This window comes from Nonomuraea sp. NPDC049158, assembly GCF_040648335.1.
Taxonomy (GTDB): Bacteria; Actinomycetota; Actinomycetes; order Streptosporangiales; family Streptosporangiaceae; genus Nonomuraea.
In genome coordinates, this window is record NZ_JBEZDM010000049.1 from 1 (window position 1) to 20,830 (window position 20,830).

Consider the following 20,830-nt stretch of genomic DNA (forward strand, 5'->3'; position numbering starts at 1 on the left):
ACACTGTTGAGTTCTCAAGAAACGGACGCGTACTCCCCAACCTGCGAGAGGCGTTCATTTCGTTTTCTGTTTTCGTTGTGTCTTTATCTTTTCAGTCGCCCGGCTCGGTGTCAAATTGACCCGACCCGCTCCGACCTGCTGGAATAAAGACCGCCCCGTTTCCGGGACAACCCCTCTAACTTACCAGACCATCCGGACAGATGCGAATCAACCGGACGAACCAGGAAGAAGTGGGATGTGCCGGGCGCTGTCCGGGTTCCATGAACCCCTTGGCCGCCCTGCCTGAGCAACTCTAGCAGCCGTCCACGCCTGCTTCGTGCCGTACAGGTAATCGTGAGGTCCTTCCCTGCCCTCAAGATGCTCAAACCCGTCGAGTCGCCGACCGGGTCCGCGGCGGGAGGGTGACATGGCGGAGGCAAGCCGAAAGCAAGTCATCCGCAATCGGGGGTGTGTACGAAGTATGTACGAGCAATCTGCGCCCTCGGAGGTGTCTGCGATGACCCGCTCGGAGTTCGATGACATCCGCGCTTTCCTTGCCGACGATGCGACTCATGCTGGAGACCTCCTCCGAGTCGCCCGGACACTGATCGACGACCTCGAACACGCGCGCATGCGCGAGGCCGTCCTGCGGACGTACTACCTGCGCCTGCTCACCGCCGCCCGGGCCACCGTGGCCGCCGAGACGGTGGACGCGCCCGACCCGCTGGCCTTCATCAAGCACGAGCTCGCCGAGCGCGGTCAGCTTCCCGAGGACGGGGAGGCCGTGCAGCGCATCCTGTCCGACGCGGCCGCGGCGTCCGCCTTGCTGGCCTGTCTGGAGCAGCAGCCGGCTCAGGTCCGGCCGAGGGGCATGCGACTGCGCCGCTGTGTCGGCACCGCTCGCACGCTCCCCCGCTGAGCGCCAAAGCCCCAGACCTGACGGACCCCGACAGACCTGGCGAAGCTCGAACGGCTCTCGGAACCCAGACGAAGAGGCCGCTCGCCTGCCGAACAGGACGTCAGGTAATGTTGCCGTCCCCAGCGATGGACCCGATCGAGGAGGTGAGACCCATTAACGCTGCAGCAGGCTGGGTGCTCCCCCTCGTGATCGTGCGGTCCACCTGACATAGGTGACCGAGGGAGCGCTCATTGGCTTTCCGAAAGGCGCTCATGTCGGTTTTTCCGTCACCTGTCCCCCCATCCGCCATCATCACCAAGCTCCGCGCCGCCGGCTGTGTCTTCGCCGAGGACGAGGCGGAGTTGCTCATCTCGACGGCGAGGACGCCGGACGAGCTCGCCACCATGGTCGACCAGCGGGTCGCCGGGCTTCCTCTTGAGCATGTTCTCGGCTGGGCGGAGTTCTGCGGGCTGCGGATCGCGGTGGATCCCGAGGTGTTCGTGCCGCGCCGCCGTACCGAGTTCCTCATCGACCAGGCCGAGGCCGCCGCGCTGAGCCTCCCCTCCCCCACCGTCATCCTCGATCTGTGCTGTGGCACGGGCGCGATGGGCGCCGCACTGGCCGCGGCCCTCAACAAACGAGCGGCCCTCGGCAAACGAGCGGCCACCGGCAAACGCGCGGCCACCGACAAAGAGGGGGTCGAGCTGCACGCCGCGGACCTGCACCCCGCCGCCGTACGGTGCGCGCGCCGCAACCTGACCCCCATCGGCGGTCAGGTGTACGAGGGCGACCTCTACGAGCCGTTGCCCGCCACGCTGCGGAGCCGCGTCGACATCCTGATCGCCAGCCCTCCCTACGTGCCCACCGAGGCGATCCGGCTGCTGCCCTCGGAGGCCCGCGTCCACGAGCCGCTGGTCGCGCTCGACGGTGGCGCCGACGGGCTCGACGTCGTGCGGCGGGTGATCGCGGCGGCGCCGGCGTGGCTGGCGCCGGGTGGTCATCTGCTGGTCGAGACGAGCGAGCGCCAGGCGCCGCGGACGGCCGAGGACATGGCCGCCGCCGGGCTGACCCCGCGCGTGGCAGCCTCCGAGGACCGGTACGCCACCGTCGTCATCGGCACCAGACCCACCGAATAGCCGGCACCGCGCGTGCTGCCCAGGTGACCAGAAGACGACCGCTCACATACCCAGCCTTGGCCGAACGGCTGCAAGACTGCGCATATGTGGCAGCGATGGTTCAACTGGGCAGCAATCGCCCTAGTCGGCGTTTTCAGCCTCATATGGATGGGTGTCGTCATTTACGGCGAAGACACGCAGACCCTCTGGATGCGCGCCGTCCAGCTGATCTTCGGTGCCGCGCTGGCCGCTTGGGCCGTACGCAAGACAACCCTGATGATCACCAAGGCGTGAGTCTCATGAGCGATCAACTCTACGACATCAGTCATGACATGGGGGATGACGTACAGCTGTCCGCCACCGCCATGTACCTGGACAGGCTCCCGCAACGGCACCGGATCCTCGAGATCGATGACGAGGCCGCGCGGAGCATCTCCAGATGGGTGAACGAGGAGGACGGCCGTGTGTCCGACGCCTTCGCCGATCCGCTGGAGGACTCCTTCTTCTTCGAGCCGGAGTAACGGCTACGGCTGGAAGCGATATCCCATTCCAGGCTCTGTCAGCAGGTGCACGGGATGCCCCGGGTCGCGTTCCAGCTTGCGGCGCAGCTGCGCCATGTACTGCCGGAGATAGTGGGTCTCCTTCACGTACGAACTCCCCCACACCTCGTTCAGCAACTGCCGCTGGCTGATCAGTTTGCCGGGATTGCGGGCCAGCAGCTCCAGGAAGTGCCATTCCGTGGGCGTGAGGCGTACCCCGCCCGAGACCGTCTTCGTGGCCAGATCGATCACGTGCTCCCCCACCCGCACCGTCGCGGGCTCGTCGGCGGCCGATCCGGTGCGGCGTGTCACCGCGCGGATCCGGGCGAGCAGCTCGTCGATCCCGAACGGCTTGGTCACGTAGTCGTCGGCCCCGGCGTCGAGCGCGTCCACCTTGTCGGGGCTGCCCGTCCGGCCCGAGAGCACGATGATCGGCACGCTCGTCCAGCCACGCAATCCCTGGATGACGTCCACCCCATCGAGGTCCGGCAGTCCTAGGTCCAGAATGACCAGGTCAGGATGCCAGTCGGCGGCCTGGCGCAGCGCGGCGGTGCCGTCCGGCGCGACGGCCACCTCGTAGTGCCTGGCGACCAGGTTGATGCGCAACGCCCGCAGAATCTGCGGTTCGTCGTCCACCACGAGCACACGAGTCAAGGAGCCCTCCGCAACGAGACGATCATGGTCAAGCCTCCTCCGGGCGTCTCCTCCGGTGTGAGCGTGCCGCCCATGGCTTCCGTCAGTCCCCTGGACAGCGCCAACCCGAGCCCCAGCCCCACGCCCTGTCGATCGCCCAGCCGCTGGAACGGCAGGAACACCCGCTCCTGCGCCTCCGGCGGAATCCCGGGCCCCCGGTCGATGACGCGGATCTCGACGTGCCCGCCGTACGCGCTCGCGGAGATCACCACTTGGCCGCCGGGCGGGCTGAAGCGGACGGCGTTGGACATCAGATTGACCAGCACCCGCTCCAGCAGCGCCGCGTCGGCCATGAACTCCGGCACCTCGCCGGTGAACCCGTCGTGGACGCGCTCGCGCAGCGGTCCGAGCTCGGCGATCGCCTGGGGGACGACGTCCTCGACGGCCAGTGGTTCCAGCGTGACGCCGAGCACGCCCGCCTGCAGGCGGCTCATATCGAGGAGGTTCGACACCAGCCGGTCCAGCTGGATGAGCGACTCGCCCGCCGTGGCCAGCAGTTCTTCGCGGTCCTCGGGGGTCCAGTCGACCTCTGTGCCGCGCAGGCCGTCGACCGCGGCCCTGGCCGCCGCGAGCGGGTTGCGCAGGTCGTGGCTGACCGCCGCGAGCAGGGCGGTACGCATCCTGTCGGCCTCGGCCAGCGGCCTGGCCCGGTCGGCCTCCGCACGCAGGCGTTCCTGCCGCAGCGCCACCGCCGACTCCGCCGCGAACGCCTCGAGCACCTGCCGGTCGGCCGCGTCGAGCAGCCTTCCCCGTACGGCGAGCACCAGGTCGTCGTCGATGGGCACGTCGGTGTCGGCATGGCCCGGCGAGGTGGACGGCGGTCCCCCGGCCGTGGCCACGACGTGCCAGGAGTCGCCGTCGCGCTCCAGCAGCGTGACGGACTCCAGGCCGTACACCTCCTTGAGCCTGGCCAGCAAAGACGGCAGCGCCGCGTCGCCGCGCAGGACGTGACCGGCGAGCGTGGACAGCACCTCGGCGTCGGCGCGCGAGCGGGCGGCCTCCCTGCTGCGGCGGGCCGCCTGGTCGACGACCGTGCTGACCATCGCGGCGACCAGCACGAAGATGGACAGCGCGAACAGGTTCTCCGGCGCGGAGATCGTCAATGTGTGCAGCGGCGGCGTGAAGAACCAGTTCAGCAGCGCGAAACCGAGCACCGCCGCCGTCAGCGCCGGCCACCTGCCGCCCACCAGCGCGACGGCGACCACCAGCAGCAGGAAGAACAGGATCTCGCTCGGCAGCGTGAGCCGCTCGGCAAGCGTCAGCATGACGGCCGTGAGCAGCGGAACCGCGAGCAGTGCCAGCGCCCAGCCGGCGATCCGCCGATCCCGGTTCAGCGCGGCCGGCGAGCGGGCGGGACCGCGTACGCTCCGAACCGCCTCATGGGGCACCAGGTGGACGTCGATCGAACCGGACAAGGCGGTCGCCGTGACACCCACGCCACGGGACAGGATCTGCGCGAACCGGCCCCGCCTGGACGCGCCGAGCACGAGCTGCGTCGCGTTCGCGCCGCGGGCGAACTCCAGCAGCGCACGCGGGACGTCGTCGCCCACGACCTGGTGGTAGGTGCCGCCCAGGCTCTCGACGAGCGCGCGACGGCGTACGAGCGTCGCCGGCTCGCCGTCGGACGCCGAGCCGTCGGGCCTGGTCACGTGTACGGCCAGCAGGTCGACGCTCTTGGACCGGGCGGCGATCCTGGCGGCCCGCCTGATCAGCGTGTCGCCCTCGGGGCCCCCGGTGAGCGCGACGACGACCCGTTCCCGGGCCTCCCAGGTGCCCGCTATGCCATGGTCCGCCCGGTAGCGGATGAGCTGGTCGTCCACCTTGCCGGCGACCCAGAGCAGGGCCAGCTCGCGCAGCGCGGTGAGGTTGCCGACGCGGAAGTAGTTGGACAGGGCCGCGTCGACCTTGTCGGGGGCGTAGACGTTGCCGTGCGCCATCCGGCGGCGCAGCGCCTCGGGGGACATGTCGACGAGCTCGATCCGTTCGGCCCGGCGTACCACCTCGTCGGGGACGGTCTCGCGCTGCGGGACGCCGGTGATCTGGCGTACCACGTCGTTGAGCGATTCGAGGTGCTGGATGTTGACGGTGGAGACGACGTCGATGCCCGCGTCGAGGATCTCGTCGACGTCCTGCCAGCGTTTGGCGTTCTTCGACCCCGGGACGTTGGTGTGGGCCAGCTCGTCGATCAGCGCGGCCTTCGGCGCGCGTTGGATGACGGCGGCCACGTCGAGTTCGGTGAAGGTGGCGCCTCGGTGGAGGAGTGTTTTGCGGGGGATCGTCTCCAGCCCGTCGAGCTGGGCGGCCGTACGGGCGCGGTCGTGGGTCTCGACGAAGCCGACGACCACGTCGCGGCCGCGTTCCCTGGCGCGGGCCGCCTCGGCGAGCATCGCGAACGTCTTGCCTACGCCGGGGGCCGCGCCGAGATAGATGCGCAGCCGCCCGCGTGTCATGCCTTGCTCCCCGGTGGTAAGTCTGTGACCTCCAGGCTACGACCAGGGACGCGGCGGCCTCTCTCCGGTCTAGGGCTGGTACGGCGGCGCGACGCCCCAGCCCCAGTGGGGCACCGGAGCCTTGGCCGGGGGCTTCGCGCCGGGCTGGGAGTTGTGCACCGCCAGCCGGGTGCCCCACTCGATGTAGCCGGCGAACGCGGCCCTGAACTCGGGGTCATCGGGCAGTCCGACCTCGTCGGCGGCGTCCATGAGCAGGTTGACCCACCTGCGCCGCTGTGGCTCGGTGATGGCCTTGCCGAGGTGCTGGGAGAGCATGTGGGGGTAGCCGCCGCGCTCCTTGGTGTAGCGGTCAGGGCCGCCGAACACCTCGCCGAGCCACATCGCCACGTATCGGGGATGGCCGGGGTCCATGTGCGCGAACAGCGGCCCGATCAGCTCGTCCTTCTTGACGTGCTGGTAGAACACCTCGGTGAGCCGCTCCAGCGCCTCAACCCCGCCCGCCCACTCATAGAGGCTCGGCACTGCTTCCTGATCCATGTAATCATGTAATCATCAGTTGGATCAGGTGGTCAATCCACGGCGATGGCCCTGAAAGTTACACGCCGTTCCGGCGAACGCCGCAGGTCGCGAGACCCTCCTGAGCCGGTCGCCTTTCCGCCACCGCTCCGCGCTCCTACGCTCTCGGCAGACCCCACGATCTTCGGGAGCCGACGATGTCGAGGACGAGCGCCTTGCTGGTGGCGATGCTGACCCTGATCGGAACGGTACTCTTCCTCACCACCACACCGGCCGGCGCCGCCGCCATCAGGATCATGCCCCTCGGCGACTCGATCACCGGCTCGCCCGGCTGCTGGCGGGCCCTGCTGTGGAACAGGCTGCAGAGCACCGGTTACACCGACATCGACTTCGTCGGCACCCTGCCGCCGCAGGGCTGCTCGGTGGCGCACGACGGCGACAACGAGGGCCACGGGGGCTTCCTGGCGACCAATGTGGCCAACCAGAACCAGCTCCCCGGCTGGCTGGCGGCCACCAAGCCCGACATCGTGGTCATGCACTTCGGGACCAACGACGTGTGGAGCAACATCGCGCCCGCGACGATCCTCAGCGCGTTCACCACGCTGGTCAACCAGATGCGGGCGAGCAACCCCGCCATGAAGATCCTGGTCGCGAAGATCATCCCGATGAACCCGGCCAACTGCGCCGACTGCGGGCAACGTGTCGTCGCCTTCAACAACACGATCCCCGCCTGGGCCACCGCCACCTCCACCCAGCAGTCGCCGATCGTCGTCGTCGACCAGTGGACGGGGTTCAGCACGAGCGCGGACACCTACGACGGAGTGCACCCGAACGCCTCGGGCGACCAGAAGATGTCCGACCGCTGGTACCCGGCGCTGGCGAACTTCCTGACCCCAGGGGGGAGCACCCCGACCCCCACCCCGGTAGGTGGCTGCACGGCGACGTTCAAGAACGTCGGGCAGTGGACGGGCGGCTTCCAGGGTGAGGTCACGGTCAAGAACACCGGGACCGCGACGACGAACGCCTGGACGGTCCGCTGGGCGTTCGCCAACGGTCAGCAGATCACCCAGATCTGGGGCGGTACGCTCACCGCGAGCGGGGCCGCCGTGAGCGTGCGGAACGTCGCCTGGAACGGCACCCTGGCCGCCGGAGCCACGGCCACCTTCGGCTTCCTGGCCTCCTGGAACGGCACCAACACCGCGCCCGTCCCCACGTGCTCCCCCACCTGACCGCCTTCAGCGAGCGGACGCCCTGATGGCCAGGATGCTCGGGATGGGCTGCTCACCCGGTTCGTAGACCCGCTCGATGGCGAGCCCGGCGTCGATGAAGGCGTTGATCAGGTCCGGCAGCGGCACCTGGCTCATCCCGACCCGGTCCCTGATCCCGCCCTGGCGCCACCAATGCCCGCGCTGGTGCCAGCCCTTGAGGTGGTACGTGGGGTGGATGATCAGCGCGCCGTCCTCGCGGTTCTCGATGTGCGGGCCGTTGAAGCACGGGTGCACCCCATAGAACAGCAGCAGCCCGCCGAGGCGGAGCACCCGGGCCGCCTCCTTCAGCAGTCCGGGGAAGTCGCCGATGTCGGTGGACACCCAGAACGCGATGACGGTGCCGAACACCCCTGAGGCGAACGGCAGCGCCGTACCGTCACCCTGGAGCAATGGCCCGGGATCCCGGCGGCGAGCAAGGCGCAACTGGTCGCCGGACCGGTCGAGCCCCACGACGGTCCTGCCGGTGGATCGGATCGCGTCGAGGTAGCGCCCGGTGCCACAGCCCAGGTCCAGGCACGTCCCGTCGCCTGGGCCCAGGAGTTCGGTCACGTCCGCGAGGTTCGGGACGATGAGCTCGTCGTACCACTCGGACAGGCCGTCATAGCGTGCCGTCATGATCCCTTGATACCTCGAAATATGCCTGAACGGCGGGTTATTAGCCGCGCGGCTGCCGTAGCTGGCGTATTCCGAAGAAGGCGACAACAGCGCCGGCGATGAGGACGATGGGGCCGATGATGGCCCAGAGAGTAACGCCGCTCATCACACTGCCGCCGACGACGCCCAGCCCTTGAAGCGTCCACAGGGCGCCCATCAGGACCAGGAGAACGCCGAGGACTAGGAAGATCCAGGCTTTCACGGCATTTCTCGTTTCTGTCGTGGAGGGGGAAGGCGGTGAAACTATCGGGTTTATACCGGTCATTATGCTGCGCGAAGATCCTCGCCGCGAGCGACCTCGGCCGGGTCAGTGGCCGATTCGTTATCTGACGCCCCCTTGCTGGGTCTTCACACCCTATGTACGGTCCTTTCATCCCCACTTAACAACTTGTTCAGTACAATCGATCAAGGGGTTCGATGACGGAGTCGGAGACCGAATACTTAGGTGTACGCATCCGGGCCTACCGGAACATGCGCCAGATGACCGTCCGTGGACTCGCCGCCGAGGCCAAGGCGAGCGCCAGCTTCATCAGCCAGTTGGAGCGGGGGCAGACCAGCGCGAGCATCGGGATGCTGCGGCGGATCGCCGGGGCTCTCGGGATCACGGTCGCAGACCTGTTCAACGAGCAGGACGAGGTCGGACACCGGGTGCTACGCCGCGCCGAACGTCCGGAGCTCCCCACCGAACCCGGCACCCGCAAGTACCTGATCTCCCAGCGCCCCCTGCAGAACCTGGAGGTGTACGCCGGGGAGCTCGACCCGGGCGCGTCCACCGGGGACGATCCGTACACCCACGGCGACTCCCAGGAGATCTTCCTCATCGTGCGCGGCCAGGTGACCCTCTGGCTCGGCCCGGCCGACTCGGCCGCCCCGCACGTCCTGACGGCCGGCGACAGTGTGGAGTACCGCACGTCGGTGCCCCACCGCGTGGTCAATGACGGCGACGAGACAGCCGAGGTCCTCTGGACGATCAGTCCGCCCACACCCGCTTGACCAACCCGTCGCGGTCACGAGGTCACGCTCACCTGGCGGGTGTCCGACTCCGTACTCCTGGCCGACGAAAGTGATGTGGAGGCAGTGCTCACGTGAAAGGCATCCCGCTGACCGAGGACTTCGCCAACGGCGGCGTCTCCTTCTGGTACCGGCAGATCGGCGTCCCGGGCCGCCGGGCGGCGCTGCCCGGGTCCCGCTCGTATGACGTGGTGATCGTCGGTGGTGGCTACACGGGCCTGTGGACCGCGTACTACCTCAAGAAGGCCCAGCCCGACCTGCGGATCGCCATCCTGGAACGGGAGTTCGCCGGGTTCGGCGCGTCCGGGCGCAACGGCGGCTGGCTGTCGGCGGAGTTCGCCGGCTCGCGCAAGCGGTACGCCAAGGCCCGGGGCCGCCAGGCGATGATCGACCTGCAGCACGCCATGTTCCGGTCGGTCGACGAGGTCATCGAGGTGACCCGCCAGGAGGGCATCGAGGCCGACATTCACAAGGGCGGCCTGGTGCACGTCGCGACCAACCCCGCCCAGCGCCGCCGCCTGCGCGAGGAGCTGTCCTCGTTGCGTACCTGGGGGTACGGGGAGGACGACCTCAGGGTGATGTCCCGGGACGAGCAGCAGGAACGCCTGCGGGTGGCGGGGACCCTGGAGGCCACGTACTCGCCGCACTGCGCCCGCATCCAGCCCGCCAAGCTGGCCGTCGGACTCGCCTCGACGGTCGCCGCGCTGGGCGTGGACATCTTCGAGAACACCACGGTGACCGAGATCCGCCCCCGTCAGGGCGGTATGGCCTCGGCCGTCACCTCGCGCGGCGTCGTCTCGGCCGAGTACGTCATCCGCGCCACCGAAGGCTTCACCGCCAGCCTCGCCGGGCAGCACCGGCAGTGGCTGCCGATGAACAGCTCCATGATCGTCACCGAGCCGCTGCCCGCCGAGGTGTGGAAGCACATCGGCTGGTCGGGCAACGAGCTGCTCGGCGACGAGGCGCACGCCTACATCTACGCCCAGCGCACCGCGGACGACCGGATCGCGATCGGCGGGCGCGGCGTGCCGTACCGGTACGGATCGCGCACCGATTCCCGGGGCGCCACCCAGGCGCAGACGGTGGCGCTGCTCTGGCGGATGCTGGTCAAGCTGTTCCCCGCCGCGGCCGACGCGCGCGTCCAGCACTCCTGGTGCGGCGTGCTCGGTGTGCCGCGCGACTGGTGCTCCACGGTGCACCTCGACCACACGACCGGCCTCGGCTGGGCGGGCGGTTACGTGGGCAGCGGCGTCACCACCACGAACCTGGCCGGCCGTACGCTGCGCGACCTGGTGCTGCGCCGCGACACCGAGCTGACGGCGCTGCCCTGGGTGGGCCGCCAGGTCAGGCAGTGGGAGCCGGAGCCGCTGCGGTGGACCGGGGTGCAGCTCATCTACGCGCTCTTCAGGGCCGCGGACCGGCACGAGAACGACCGCGGCACCATGACCTCGGCCTACGCCCGCATCGCCAACCTCATCTCAGGCCGCTGACCTACGTTAGAACGACCCTTGACCCGGCTCTCCCATCTGGCGTACGCCCCATCGGTCTCCCTGCCCGCAGCCGCGCGCCGCAGAGCCACAGTGGCAGGCGAGACTTCCTTCCCGAAGGGCCCATCATGAGCGACATGCCTTCCTCCGATGATCGCAAACCGAGCGATTCGTTCCCGGATTCCGTCGGCACGTTCCTCACCGTTTTCGTGATTCTCACGCTGATCTGGGTGACCGGCTCATGGCTGGCCAAGAAGTACGACTGGGCCGACCACGGCGGCTTCCAAGCACCGCTCGGTCATCTCGTGGGCACCCTCGTGGGTGGCGCGATGAGCACTTTCGCGATGTTCTCCCTGCCCATGCTCCTGTGGCGATTAGGGCGGTCGATCCCTCGTCGTGCGTACAGCCGCCTGAGCACCGGACTCCTCCTCTGCGGACTCGTCACCTTGGGCTTCATGCTCTGGGTGCCCGACGGCGGCGGCCCCGTCCAGACCTGGCCGCAGTGGCTCTTGATCGGGGTTTCGGTCGGGTCGACGTTCTGCGGCCTAGCAGGTCTCGGACACTGTGTAGTCCTTGCCCGCAAGACGCCCGAGGCAGGCGATTAGTGCTTCTCCTCGCCTGTGCCGGCCGCACGCTAGCGGCCATGCACATACGCGACGACGCTTGAAATGATCAGCAGAACCAGGGCGACTATTTGCACGATCGTCAGCCACTGTGGCAGCGAGTCCCACCTGATCGCCATGACCAGCAATACCGCCGAAGAGCCGATCACCAGCATCGCCCCCGTGGAGTCCGCGAATTCATCGAGCAGAAGAACGCCGACGCCACCGATGAGCACAGCGGCGAGCGTCAGGACGACAGCGAGCACAGTGGCGATGACGCCCCAGGCGATGCCGTCGCCCAGACCGGAAACGGAGTTCCAGGCCGGCCCTGATATCCACGGCCACAGCAGCCATATGACGCATGCCACGACGATGAACGGCGCCAGAGTGCGAAGAATCCGCATCAACCGCGTGATGACCTTCACGGGGCCGAGCATGGTCGCGATGCCAATAGCGGAGACGAGGGCGATGAACCACCCAGGCGCTTGTGCTCTGATCTGAAGCAGCATGTTCCAAACAGCCGTAACCCATTCGCCTATCCCGCTGGGATGAGGACGCTGCGGATCTTCGGTGAGGAACCATACGTCGCCGACATCGAAGCTGATGATCTGCATGGTGTCGGCGATGATTCCGAGCACGCCGACGACGCCCAGTGTCGCCAGGAAGCGCCACCACCGAGGGACGTTGCCGTTGGGGGGTGTGCGATCATCATCGGCTATATCGGTCACAATGCGCCTGTCTTCGGGGGGTTGGCGACAGAGCACTCCAAAGCGGTGCACATCTTGCGAAATCGCGAGGAGTGGTTTCCGCGGGAGTCCCGCGTCTTCGCGTTGCTATCCCTTCGTAATGACCAAACAGCGGAGAGTGATCCTATCCTGCCCCGTCCATGGCCTCTGCCGTCAAGGGGAGAGGATTTGAACCGGCGGCCTGACGTGATCAGAGCCGCTCGCGCAGCCGCACGTACTCACGGCCGGCTTCGGTGATCGCGACGTACCGCTTGAGGTCGAACTCCTCGTAGGTGCCGCCGGCTCCGATCGAGAGATCGGTGATGGAGTACGACGAGGCGGTGAAGCAGATCCCGACCAGCAGCCCGGCCGCCAGCACCAGCTCGTGCACTTCGAGCCGGTGCGCCATCAGGCCGAGCGGGATCGCCACGAGATAGGCCAGGTAGGCGATCGTCAGCAGCACCGCGAGGCCCGCACTGATGCGCCTCATCATCATGCCTCGAGTGTGTGCCCCCTGGCCTGCCGGTGGAAGACGGGTTGGCGACCCAGCTGCTCCGGAAGCAGCACGTGGCACCCGTGCGCAGAAGGCATCCGGCATGCTTGACCCATGGGGAACGATCGCCAGCTTGGACCTGAAGACCTGTTTTCCTTGCAGGAGGCTGGGCGTGTACTCCGCACCCGAGGGTGGGCGGCGAATTTCACCTTCCGAAGCATGATGGCCGAGTGGGACTGGCTCGTGTCCGAGATTGAGCGCGGCTACGACGAGCCCGTGTATGAATACCTGAACGACCTCTCCTGCCGCGATTGGCTGGCCCAGATCAGGCCCTTGATAACAGAGCCGGCTCAGATGATGTTGGACCACGAGCTCCTGCCGCTGGACGCGCGCTTTCGAGCCGCCACGCTGGACGACGGCGGCGAAGCGCTCTCTCGTGTTCGCAGAGCTGAACGACTCGATGGCTGGTGGTGGAAGCGAGTGCCGCGACTGCTCGCCGAGGATCTGGCCACGCCTTGGTGGAGACTTTCGGCAACTGACGCACGGTCTCGCTGGATCAGCCTTCGGCCTGTTCCGCCTGGCCCAAGTGGCGGGCACGGGTAAGAACCCGCGCTCTCGAGAAGCACAGTTCGCGCGAAGCGAGGCCCATTGTGGCTAGACGCGAAAAAGGCCCTCCGGGATAATCCCGGAGGGCCTTTTTCACTTGGTAGCGGGGGCAGGATTTGAACCTGCGACCTCTGGGTTATGAGCCCAGCGAGCTACCGAACTGCTCCACCCCGCGTCGGTGTGTGTCTAAAGACTATAGGTGGCACGGGGTGGAAGCAAATCGAAGAGCCTACGTACCGCCCGTCGGCGTGGGGGTTGCGGTGGGCGACGGGGTGGCGGGGGCCGACGGTGACACCGTGGGTGACGCCGACGGAGAAGCCGTAGGTGACGGCGTCGGGGTGGTGGCGGTGGACGGCAGGGCGCCCGCCGCCTCCAGTGCCTTCAGCGCCTCTTCCAGCCGCTTCTGAGCCTTGCCGTACTCGTCCCAGTTGGGCGGGCTTGACTGCAGGGCCTTCTGTGCGTCGTTGAAGGCGCTCTGCGCGGTGTCGATCGCCGACTTCAGAGCAGTGGTGTTCTGGTTGGGTTTGGCCTGCTGGTTGTTGGGCGTCGTCTGCTGCTGCTCTCCGCCGAAGACCTGCTTCAGGGCCTCATCAAGGGTGCGGCCGACACCGATCTTGCTGCCGAACGACACCAGTACGCGCTGCAATATCGGGTACGGCTCCTGCCCCCCACCGGCGGCGACCTGGATGTACACCGGTTCGATGTACACCAATCCCCCGGCATAGGGCAGAGTCAGCAGATTTCCGTATCTGACCGACGAGGCACCCACACCCAACAGGTTGAGTTCGCCGGCGAATCGGCTCTGGAAGGCGTTCTGTGCCTGTCCGGGGCCCGGAATGGGGGTATTGGATGGCATGCGCAGGATGCGCAGCTTGCCGTAGTCAGGGCCGGCCACCGAGTCGACCGCCATGAAGGCCGCCAGGTTGGGCCCCGATTTCGGGACGAACGTCGTCGTCAGCGAGAACGTCGGCGCCGGGTTCTGGTCGGGCATCGTGGTGGTCACGTAGTAGGGCGGCTGCTTGGTGTTGGTGTCGCCCTGTGACGGGTCGCTCGGGACGTTCCAGAAGTCCTGGCCGCTGTAGAAGGCGGCGGGGGTGGTGATGTGATAGCGCGAAAGGATGTAGCGCTGCACCTTGAAGAGGTCTTCCGGATAGCGGACGTGGGCCTTGAGGTCGGCGCTCATCTTCGATTCCGGCTGGATGATGCCGGGGAAGGCCTTGCTCCAGGTCTTGAGCACCGGGTCCTTGTCGTCCCAGGCGTACAGCGTGACCGTGCCGTCGTAGGCGTCGACGGTGGCCTTGACCGAGTTACGGATGTAGTTGACCTTGTCCTGCGGCTGCTGGGCGACCACGCGGCGGTCGGTGTTGCGGTCGCGGGTCATGTCGCCCAGGCTCTCGCTCTGCGCGTACGGGTATTCGTTGGAGGTCGTGTAACCGTCGATGATCCAGGTGATCCGACCGTCGACGATCGACGGGTAGGGGTTGCCGTCGAGGGTCAGGAACGGCGCGACCTTCTCGACCCGCTCGCGCGGGTTGCGCACGTAAAGGATCTTGGAGTTGTCGTTGACGTCACCCGAGAGCAGGATGTTCTTCTCGCCGTACTTGGCCGCGTAGACCAGCCGGTTGAAGAACGAGCCGACCGGAACGCCGCTCTTGCCGGTGTAGCTGGTGTTCTTCTGCTCGGTGCCGCCCGTTTCCGGGTAGTCGAGCTCCTGCGGGTTGTTGGGGTTGCCGCCCGCGATGACGTATTCGCTGGACGCCGGGCTCTCCCCGAAGTAGACCCGCGGCTCCTTCAGCTTGGTCGAGTTGACCAGCGGGCCGACGACCGGCATGTCCTTGGCGTCGTAGTCGGGCAGGCCGCCGTCGGTGACCTCGTTGCCGGGCGCCGCCACGATGCCGTAGCCGTGGGTGTAGATGAGGGCGTTGTTGATCCAGTTGTTCTGGCCCTCAGGCGCCCCGAGCAGCTCGCGTACGCCGACGACGTGGTCGACCTGCTTGCCGGTGGCATCGGGGTAGCGGTCGACGTCGAGCTGGGCGGAGAAGCCGTAGAAACCGCGGATGCGCTGGGTCTGCTCATAGGTCGCGGAGACCAGCGCGGGGTCGAGCAGCCGGACGCCGGACACCGAGGCGTCGCCGCCGGTCTGGACCTTGGTCGGGTCGGCCTCCGCCGTGTAGGGCAGGATCTCCGTCTTGTCGACGTTGTACGAGGCCCGCGTGGCGTCGATGTTGCGCTGGATGAACGCCGACTCCTTGAGCTGCTGGTTGGGCTTGACCTGGAACTGCTCGACCAGCGCCGGGTAGACGCCGCCGATCAGGATGGCCGAGAGCACGAGCAGGCCGAAGGAGACGCCGGGCAGCATGCCGCCGGGCCGTATGACGCCCGCGAAGAACAGCGCGGCGCAGATCAGCGCGATGATGGCCAGGATGGTCTTGGCCGGGAGCACCGCGTTGACGTCGGTGTAGGAGGCGCCGTGGACGAAGCCGCGGTCGGAGAAGACGAGCCCGAAGCGGTCGATCCAGTAGGCGACGGCCTTGAGCAGCACGAACACGCCGAGCAGTACCGACAGGTGGGCACGCGCCGCGCGGGAGGCGTGCACGCCGGGTGACTGCAGCCGGAAGCCGCCATAGAGGTAGTGCGTGATCCCCGCCAGGATGATCGAGATGATCACGGCGGTGAACAGGAAGTTGAGGATCATCCGGATGAACGGATAGTCGAACATGAAGAACGACACGTCCATGTGGAACTGGGGATCCTTCGTGCCGAAGGGCACCCCGTTGATGAACTGCAGCCAGGTCTTCCACTCCCCGGCGAACGACGAGCCCGCGAAGAGCGCGAGCAGGCCCATGCCGACGATGAAGATCAGCTTGCGGTGGGGGTCGAGCGCCATCCGATAGCGATCGGCGCCGCTGCCGCCACCGAACATGGCCGGGCCGAACATCGGCCGCATCCGGAAGGCCAGCAGCATGTTGCCGCCGGCGATGCCGACCATGAGCACCGCTCCGACCAGGAACAGCACGATCTCGGTCAGCAGCACGCCGGAGAAGACGGAGGTGTAGTCGACTCCAGGGTCGACAGTGTCGAACCACAAATAATCGGTATAAATACCGGAAAATAGGAAAAATAGCGCCACAATCGCCACGAGCGCGATCGCAACTGGAAGAAGCAGTCGCGGTCGGCGGGGCAAACGCATTGCCCTGCCGCCGGCTCCTGGGGTCCGGAAGCTCAAGGCCAACCCCTCGTCGTGATGAACAAACGGTCCGTGTCTGGCAACCTACACCGCTGTGCCAGCCGTACGGCTAACGGATGGCATTCGCCAGAAGTTTCATCCAGCAGCGCAAGCGGGCACATCGCCCTTGCCGGTGCGCAGTGCCTCAAGCGCACTGACCGCGGCGTGCAGCGTCTCGGCCTTCACCAGGCGGAGCCCGTCGGGGACGGCCTTCATGGCCTCGGCGCAGTTGTCCGGCGGGGTGAGGAACACCGTCGCGCCGGACTTGCGGGCGCCGACCATCTTCTGGGCGATGCCGCCGATGGGTCCGACCTCGCCCGACGCCTGGATGGTGCCGGTGCCGGCGATGTCCTTGCCGCCGGTGATCTCGCCGGGGGTCAGCTTGTCGAGGATGCCGAGCGAGAACATCAGCCCGGCGCTCGGCCCGCCGACGTCACCCACGTTGATGTCGACCTTGAACGGGAACTTGTAGCTCTCCTGCATGATCACGCCCACGACGGCCTGGCCCTTGTCCGCCACGGTAGGCACGCTGACCTGGCTCTTGTCCTTGCCCCTCATGACCGTGAAGGACACGGCGTCGCCCGGCTTGTGCGCCTTGACGGCCTCGCTGACGGTCTTGACGTTCACCACCGGCTTGCCGTCGACCTCGCTGATCTCATCGCCCGGCTTCAGCTTGCCGTCGGCCGGCTTGCCCTTCTGCGTGGACGCGACCGAGACCTTCATGCCGAAGGGGATCTTGAGCTCGGTCAGCGCGGCCGCGGTGGCGTAGTCCTGGGAGTTGGTCATCTCGACCGTGTTCTCCTCCTCGACCTCCTTGGGCGAGCGGGACTTGGGGAAGATGGTCTCCTCGGGGACGACGGCGACCGTCGGATCCACCCAGCCGCGCAACGCGGTCAGCAGATCGATCCTGCTGCTCGGCCCACCCTGGTAAGCCACCGTGACCAGGCGCAGCGCGCCCTTCGTGGGGAAGGTCTGATGCCCGCTGATCGTGATCACGGGCTTCTTGTCGACCTCGCCGATGGTGTTCTCGGTCGGCCCGGGACTCAGTACGACGTACGGCACAGGCAGGAAAGCCCCTGCGACACCGAGCGCTAGCACGAGGAAACCCGCAACCAGCAGGGTCAAGGCGCGTCGCGACATGGAGACGAGCTTATTGGCAGGCACCGACCCACTCGGCCGACCCGTCGGCGAAGATTTGGTGTTTCCAGATCGGTACCTGGGACTTGAGGTCGTCGATCAGCCTGCGTGACGCCTCGAAAGCCGCACCCCGGTGCGGGCAGGCGACCGCGACGATCACGGCGATGTCGCCGAGCTTCAGATCGCCGACCCGGTGCACGGCGGCCAGGGCGGTGACCGGGAAGTCGGCGGCCACCTTCTCCGCCACCTGCCGCAGCGAGTCGAGGGCCGAGGGGTGCGCCGAGTAGGAGAGGCCGGTCACGGGCTTGCCGTGGTCCTGCTCGCGTACGGTGCCGACGAAGAGCGTGGTGCCCCCTGCCGCGTGGTCCCCCACAGCGGCCAGCACCTCGTCCACCGAGAGCGAGGTCTCGCGAATCCCGAGCAACCGGATGACGTCCACGAACAGAGCCTACATAGTCACAGGCGGCGCTTCTTGCGGACTTGACGGACGATGGCGGCGGTGCCGATGACCGCCACCGTGGCGCCCGCGGCGGTGAGCGTGGCCTCCTTGACCGGCAGCCGCCTGCCGACCACGGTCGTCCTGTTCTCGCGCAGTTCCAGGAGCTGCTCGAACACGGTCTCGTTGGTCCAGGCGGGCTTCCAGCCGGCCTCGCGCAGCGCCGTGCAGTCGACGACCCACGGGTAGACGACGTAGTGCAGGTCCGTCGCGGGGGCCGGGGTGATGCCCAGCCGGTGCAGGCGTTGCGCCGTACCGAAGGTGAGGCCGGCCGGCAGCTCGAAGCGCCGCAGTCCGGACATCTCCTCGACCTGCTCCTGCTCCAGCCAGCCGTCGGAGCCGACGGCGGCCACGCCGGTCACCACGCCGCGCGCGGCCAGTTCCAGCGCCGTGATCAGGTCGTCGACGTGGCAGAACTGCCAGCGCGGCGAGCAACCCTTGACGGTGAGCAGCCTCGGCGACTCGAAATGGCGGGTGATGACCGTGTCGATCCCGGGGCCGACCACGGCCGCGGGCCTCAGCACGGTCACCTCCAGGCCGGGGTGGCTCCGCGACGACCTGCGTACGAGCGCCTCGATCTCCAGATAGTCGCCCACGACCCCCGTGTCGGGCTCGGCCGCGACCGGGGACTCCTCGGGCAGGGGCACGTCGTTCTCGGGCGCGGCGCCGTACACCATCGCGCTCGTGACCAGCACGACGCGCCGGACGCGCGCGGCGGCGCTGGCGGTGAGCACCGTTTGCGCAGCTCGCAGATTGTACGCGCGCCGCTCCGCGGGAGCGGAGTCGACGGCGTAGTCACCGGCCAGGTGGACCAGGACGTCGATGTCGGAGATGCGGTTCGCCAAGAGCGGATCTCGTACGTCGATCACTCTCCACGTGGCTTCCTGGACGTCACCGCGCTCCTCGTCAATGGCCACCACCCTGCGGAAATCCGCGGAGGATACGAGCTTTGCGAGCAGCTCGCGGCCGATGCCTGAGGCGGCCCCGGTGACGGCGACGACGGGGTGACGCGGGCGTTTCGAGGTAGGCACCAGGTCCTCACTTTGCACTGATCCGCCGTAGGACGACTAACGTGGCGGATGTGGACTCCTCCATCCTGCACGAGGTAGAGCGGTGACTGACCTGCCAGGTCGCGAAAACGACCCCAACGAGAACCCGTTCGCCATGTTCGGCAACCCTGAGCAGATGGCTCAGGCGATGCGCCAGTTCGCCGACATGCTGTCGGCGCCCCAGGGCTCCGGCCCTGTCAACTGGGACATGGCCAAGAACATCGCCCGCCACGCCGTGGTCGCCGAGAGCGATCCGAGCGTCATGGAAGGCGAGCGCCGCCAGATCGTGGAGGCGCTGCGCCTGGCCGATCTGTGGCTCAACGAGTCGACGACGCTGCCCAGCGGCGTGTCCAACCCGCAGGCGTGGAGCCGGTCCGAGTGGATCGAGAACACCGTCCCCGTGTGGCGCACGCTCTGCGAGCCGATCGCCGCGCGCATGGTCGAGACCATGGGCGGTGCGCTCGGTGGCGCGGGCCTGCCTGCGGAGGCCCAGCAGATGGCCGGGCCGCTGATGGGCATGCTCAAGCAGATGGGCGGCATGATGGTCGGCCAGCAGATCGGCCAGGCCCTCGGCTCGCTCGCCCGCGAGGTGATCGGCACCACCGACATCGGCCTGCCGCTGTCCGGCACTGCCGCGCTGCTGCCCGGCGGCATCGCGTCCTTCAGCCAGGGGCTCGACAATCCCGCCGACGAGATCCGGCTCTATCTGGCGCTGCGCGAGGCCGCGCACCACCGGTTGTTCCAGCACGTGCCGTGGCTGCGGGCCAACCTGCTCGGCGCCGTCGAGGAATACGCCAGGGGCATCACGGTCGACACCTCGGCGCTCGAAGAGCAGATCCGCGGGCTCGACATCAACAACCCCGAGGCCATCCAGGAGGCGTTGAGCGGCGGCGCGCTGCTCAAGCCCGAGGAGACCGAGCGGCAGAAGGCCGCGCTGGCCCGCCTGGAGACGATGCTCGCCCTGGTCGAGGGCTGGGTGGCGACCGTGGTGGACGACGCCGCCGAGGGCAAGCTGCCCTCGGCCGTCGCGCTGGCCGAGACCGTACGCCGGCGCCGCGCGACAGGCGGCCCGGCCGAGCTGACCTTCGGCACGCTCGTCGGGCTGGAGCTGCGGCCCAGGCGGCTGCGCGAGGCGGCGGCGCTGTGGCGCGCGCTCAAGGAGGCGCGCGGCGTCGACGGGCGCGACGCGCTGTGGGGCCACCCCGACCTGCTGCCGCACGCCGAAGACCTCGACGACCCCGAGGCGTTCGTCCGCGGCGAGGCCGCCTGGGACATCTCCAAGCTGGAGGCCAAGCCCGACGAGGACGACCAGAGTTGAGCCTGCGCCAGGACGCGGTGGCCACGCTCTCCGGCTGGACCGCGCCGACGCCCGGCGAGGAGTCGCTGCGCGCCGAATTCCTCGATCACCTGCGCACGCACGACGACGCGATGCTGCGCGAGTGCGTGCCGGGTCATCTCACGGCGACGACCGCGGTGCTGTCGCACGACGGCGCGCGAGTGCTGCTGACGCTGCACCCGAAGGCGGGCATGTGGCTGCCGATGGGCGGACATTGTGAGATCTCCGACACCTCCCTCGCGGGCGTCGCGTTGCGCGAGGCGGTGGAGGAGTCGGGCATTCCCGGTCTGGAGCTGTTGCCCGGGCCGCTGGCCCTCGACAAACACCAGGTCTGGTGCCATCCCCCGCACAGCTGGCATCTCGACGTGGAGTACGCGGCCGTGGCCCCGGCGGACGCCGAGGCGGTGATCAGCGAGGAGTCTCTCGACCTGCGCTGGTTCCCGATCGGGGAGATCCCGGAGCTCTCCGACGAGGCGACGCGGCGGTTGGCCGCACGTGGTCGCGTGGCGCTGACGGCGGACTCACGCGCGCTTGGTTAGAGTCCGCCTGG

22 protein-coding genes and 1 tRNA gene are annotated in these 20,830 nt (G+C 68.0%); 11 read left to right on the top strand and 12 right to left on the bottom strand.

The annotated features are described in order from the left end of the window. The first annotated feature begins 496 nt into the window (after positions 1 to 496). The 4 genes from AB0B61_RS51535 to AB0B61_RS51550 all read left to right on the top strand — a co-directional run bounded on the left by AB0B61_RS51535 (position 497) and on the right by AB0B61_RS51550 (position 2,513). A complete protein-coding gene (locus AB0B61_RS51535) occupies positions 497 to 898 on the top strand; it encodes a hypothetical protein (protein ID WP_358448664.1) in 402 nt (133 codons plus the stop codon). Positions 899 to 1,149: 251 nt separating this feature from the next. Continuing rightward, positions 1,150 to 2,013, top strand: a complete 864-nt coding sequence (locus tag AB0B61_RS51540; RefSeq protein WP_358448735.1) for a putative protein N(5)-glutamine methyltransferase — start codon at positions 1,150 to 1,152, stop codon at positions 2,011 to 2,013. Between the two features lie 147 nt (positions 2,014 to 2,160). After that, positions 2,161 to 2,286: a hypothetical protein gene (locus AB0B61_RS51545; RefSeq protein WP_358448665.1), complete on the top strand. Its 126-nt coding sequence runs from the start codon at positions 2,161 to 2,163 to the stop codon at positions 2,284 to 2,286. Between the two features lie 5 nt (positions 2,287 to 2,291). Continuing rightward, a complete protein-coding gene (locus AB0B61_RS51550) occupies positions 2,292 to 2,513 on the top strand; it encodes a hypothetical protein (protein ID WP_358448666.1) in 222 nt (73 codons plus the stop codon). Between the two features lie 3 nt (positions 2,514 to 2,516). On the opposite strand, the gene AB0B61_RS51555 is transcribed toward AB0B61_RS51550, so the two are convergent. The 3 genes from AB0B61_RS51555 to AB0B61_RS51565 form a co-directional block, all read right to left on the bottom strand. Further along, the gene (locus tag AB0B61_RS51555) at positions 2,517 to 3,185 is read right to left on the bottom strand and encodes a response regulator (protein ID WP_358448667.1); all 669 of its coding nucleotides are present in this window, start codon (positions 3,183 to 3,185) and stop codon (positions 2,517 to 2,519) included. After that, the gene (locus AB0B61_RS51560) at positions 3,182 to 5,674 is read right to left on the bottom strand and encodes a DUF4118 domain-containing protein (protein WP_358448668.1); all 2,493 of its coding nucleotides are present in this window, start codon (positions 5,672 to 5,674) and stop codon (positions 3,182 to 3,184) included. The genes AB0B61_RS51555 and AB0B61_RS51560 overlap by 4 nt, the downstream gene beginning before the upstream one ends. A gap of 69 nt (positions 5,675 to 5,743) precedes the next feature. Further along, complete coding sequence (locus AB0B61_RS51565) at positions 5,744 to 6,211, bottom strand: group II truncated hemoglobin (RefSeq protein WP_358448669.1); 468 nt, start codon at positions 6,209 to 6,211, stop codon at positions 5,744 to 5,746. 176 nt (positions 6,212 to 6,387) lie between these two features. On the opposite strand from AB0B61_RS51565, the gene AB0B61_RS51570 reads away from it, so the two are divergent. Continuing rightward, positions 6,388 to 7,419, top strand: a complete 1,032-nt coding sequence (locus AB0B61_RS51570) for a cellulose binding domain-containing protein (protein WP_358448670.1) — start codon at positions 6,388 to 6,390, stop codon at positions 7,417 to 7,419. Between the two features lie 6 nt (positions 7,420 to 7,425). Here the strand turns inward: AB0B61_RS51570 and AB0B61_RS51575 are convergent, their stop codons facing one another. Together AB0B61_RS51575 and AB0B61_RS51580 are read right to left on the bottom strand one after the other, a co-directional pair. After that, positions 7,426 to 8,073: a class I SAM-dependent methyltransferase gene (locus AB0B61_RS51575; RefSeq protein ID WP_358448671.1), complete on the bottom strand. Its 648-nt coding sequence runs from the start codon at positions 8,071 to 8,073 to the stop codon at positions 7,426 to 7,428. Between the two features lie 40 nt (positions 8,074 to 8,113). Next, complete coding sequence (locus tag AB0B61_RS51580; protein ID WP_358448672.1) at positions 8,114 to 8,314, bottom strand: hypothetical protein; 201 nt, start codon at positions 8,312 to 8,314, stop codon at positions 8,114 to 8,116. Between the two features lie 215 nt (positions 8,315 to 8,529). Here AB0B61_RS51580 and AB0B61_RS51585 point away from each other — a divergent pair, with 215 nt between their 5' ends. The 3 genes from AB0B61_RS51585 to AB0B61_RS51595 all read left to right on the top strand — a co-directional run bounded on the left by AB0B61_RS51585 (position 8,530) and on the right by AB0B61_RS51595 (position 11,215). Further along, positions 8,530 to 9,105, top strand: coding sequence for an XRE family transcriptional regulator (locus AB0B61_RS51585; protein WP_358448673.1), 576 nt, complete (start codon positions 8,530 to 8,532; stop codon positions 9,103 to 9,105). A gap of 92 nt (positions 9,106 to 9,197) precedes the next feature. Continuing rightward, on the top strand, positions 9,198 to 10,613 hold the full coding sequence (locus AB0B61_RS51590; RefSeq protein WP_358448674.1) for an FAD-binding oxidoreductase: 1,416 nt from the start codon (positions 9,198 to 9,200) through the stop codon (positions 10,611 to 10,613). Positions 10,614 to 10,738: 125 nt separating this feature from the next. Next, the gene (locus tag AB0B61_RS51595; protein WP_358448675.1) at positions 10,739 to 11,215 is read left to right on the top strand and encodes a hypothetical protein; all 477 of its coding nucleotides are present in this window, start codon (positions 10,739 to 10,741) and stop codon (positions 11,213 to 11,215) included. Positions 11,216 to 11,244: 29 nt separating this feature from the next. Here AB0B61_RS51595 and AB0B61_RS51600 read toward each other — a convergent pair whose 3' ends face one another. After that, entirely contained in the window at positions 11,245 to 11,940 is a 696-nt protein-coding gene (locus tag AB0B61_RS51600; protein ID WP_358448676.1) for a hypothetical protein, read from the bottom strand. A 208-nt stretch (positions 11,941 to 12,148) separates the two neighbouring features. Then, complete coding sequence (locus AB0B61_RS51605) at positions 12,149 to 12,433, bottom strand: hypothetical protein (RefSeq protein WP_358448677.1); 285 nt, start codon at positions 12,431 to 12,433, stop codon at positions 12,149 to 12,151. A gap of 111 nt (positions 12,434 to 12,544) precedes the next feature. On the opposite strand from AB0B61_RS51605, the gene AB0B61_RS51610 reads away from it, so the two are divergent. After that, the gene (locus AB0B61_RS51610) at positions 12,545 to 13,033 is read left to right on the top strand and encodes a hypothetical protein (protein WP_358448678.1); all 489 of its coding nucleotides are present in this window, start codon (positions 12,545 to 12,547) and stop codon (positions 13,031 to 13,033) included. 101 nt (positions 13,034 to 13,134) lie between these two features. Here the strand turns inward: AB0B61_RS51610 and AB0B61_RS51615 are convergent. From AB0B61_RS51615 to AB0B61_RS51635, 5 genes are all read right to left on the bottom strand, one after another. Further along, positions 13,135 to 13,211, bottom strand: a tRNA-Met gene (locus tag AB0B61_RS51615). A 54-nt stretch (positions 13,212 to 13,265) separates the two neighbouring features. After that, the gene (locus AB0B61_RS51620) at positions 13,266 to 16,226 is read right to left on the bottom strand and encodes a UPF0182 family protein (RefSeq protein ID WP_358448679.1); all 2,961 of its coding nucleotides are present in this window, start codon (positions 16,224 to 16,226) and stop codon (positions 13,266 to 13,268) included. A gap of 132 nt (positions 16,227 to 16,358) precedes the next feature. Further along, entirely contained in the window at positions 16,359 to 17,402 is a 1,044-nt protein-coding gene (locus AB0B61_RS51625) for a PDZ domain-containing protein (RefSeq protein ID WP_358448680.1), read from the bottom strand. Positions 17,403 to 17,412: 10 nt separating this feature from the next. Continuing rightward, positions 17,413 to 17,838: a molybdenum cofactor biosynthesis protein MoaE gene (locus tag AB0B61_RS51630; RefSeq protein ID WP_358448681.1), complete on the bottom strand. Its 426-nt coding sequence runs from the start codon at positions 17,836 to 17,838 to the stop codon at positions 17,413 to 17,415. 17 nt (positions 17,839 to 17,855) lie between these two features. Further along, positions 17,856 to 18,929, bottom strand: coding sequence for an NAD-dependent epimerase/dehydratase family protein (locus tag AB0B61_RS51635; protein ID WP_358448737.1), 1,074 nt, complete (start codon positions 18,927 to 18,929; stop codon positions 17,856 to 17,858). 79 nt (positions 18,930 to 19,008) lie between these two features. Here AB0B61_RS51635 and AB0B61_RS51640 point away from each other — a divergent pair, with 79 nt between their 5' ends. Both AB0B61_RS51640 and AB0B61_RS51645 read left to right on the top strand, forming a co-directional pair. Beyond that, the gene (locus tag AB0B61_RS51640) at positions 19,009 to 20,262 is read left to right on the top strand and encodes a zinc-dependent metalloprotease (protein WP_358448682.1); all 1,254 of its coding nucleotides are present in this window, start codon (positions 19,009 to 19,011) and stop codon (positions 20,260 to 20,262) included. Continuing rightward, positions 20,259 to 20,819, top strand: coding sequence for an NUDIX domain-containing protein (locus AB0B61_RS51645; RefSeq protein WP_358448683.1), 561 nt, complete (start codon positions 20,259 to 20,261; stop codon positions 20,817 to 20,819). Before AB0B61_RS51640 ends, AB0B61_RS51645 begins: the two co-directional genes overlap by 4 nt. Positions 20,820 to 20,830: the final 11 nt, after the last annotated feature.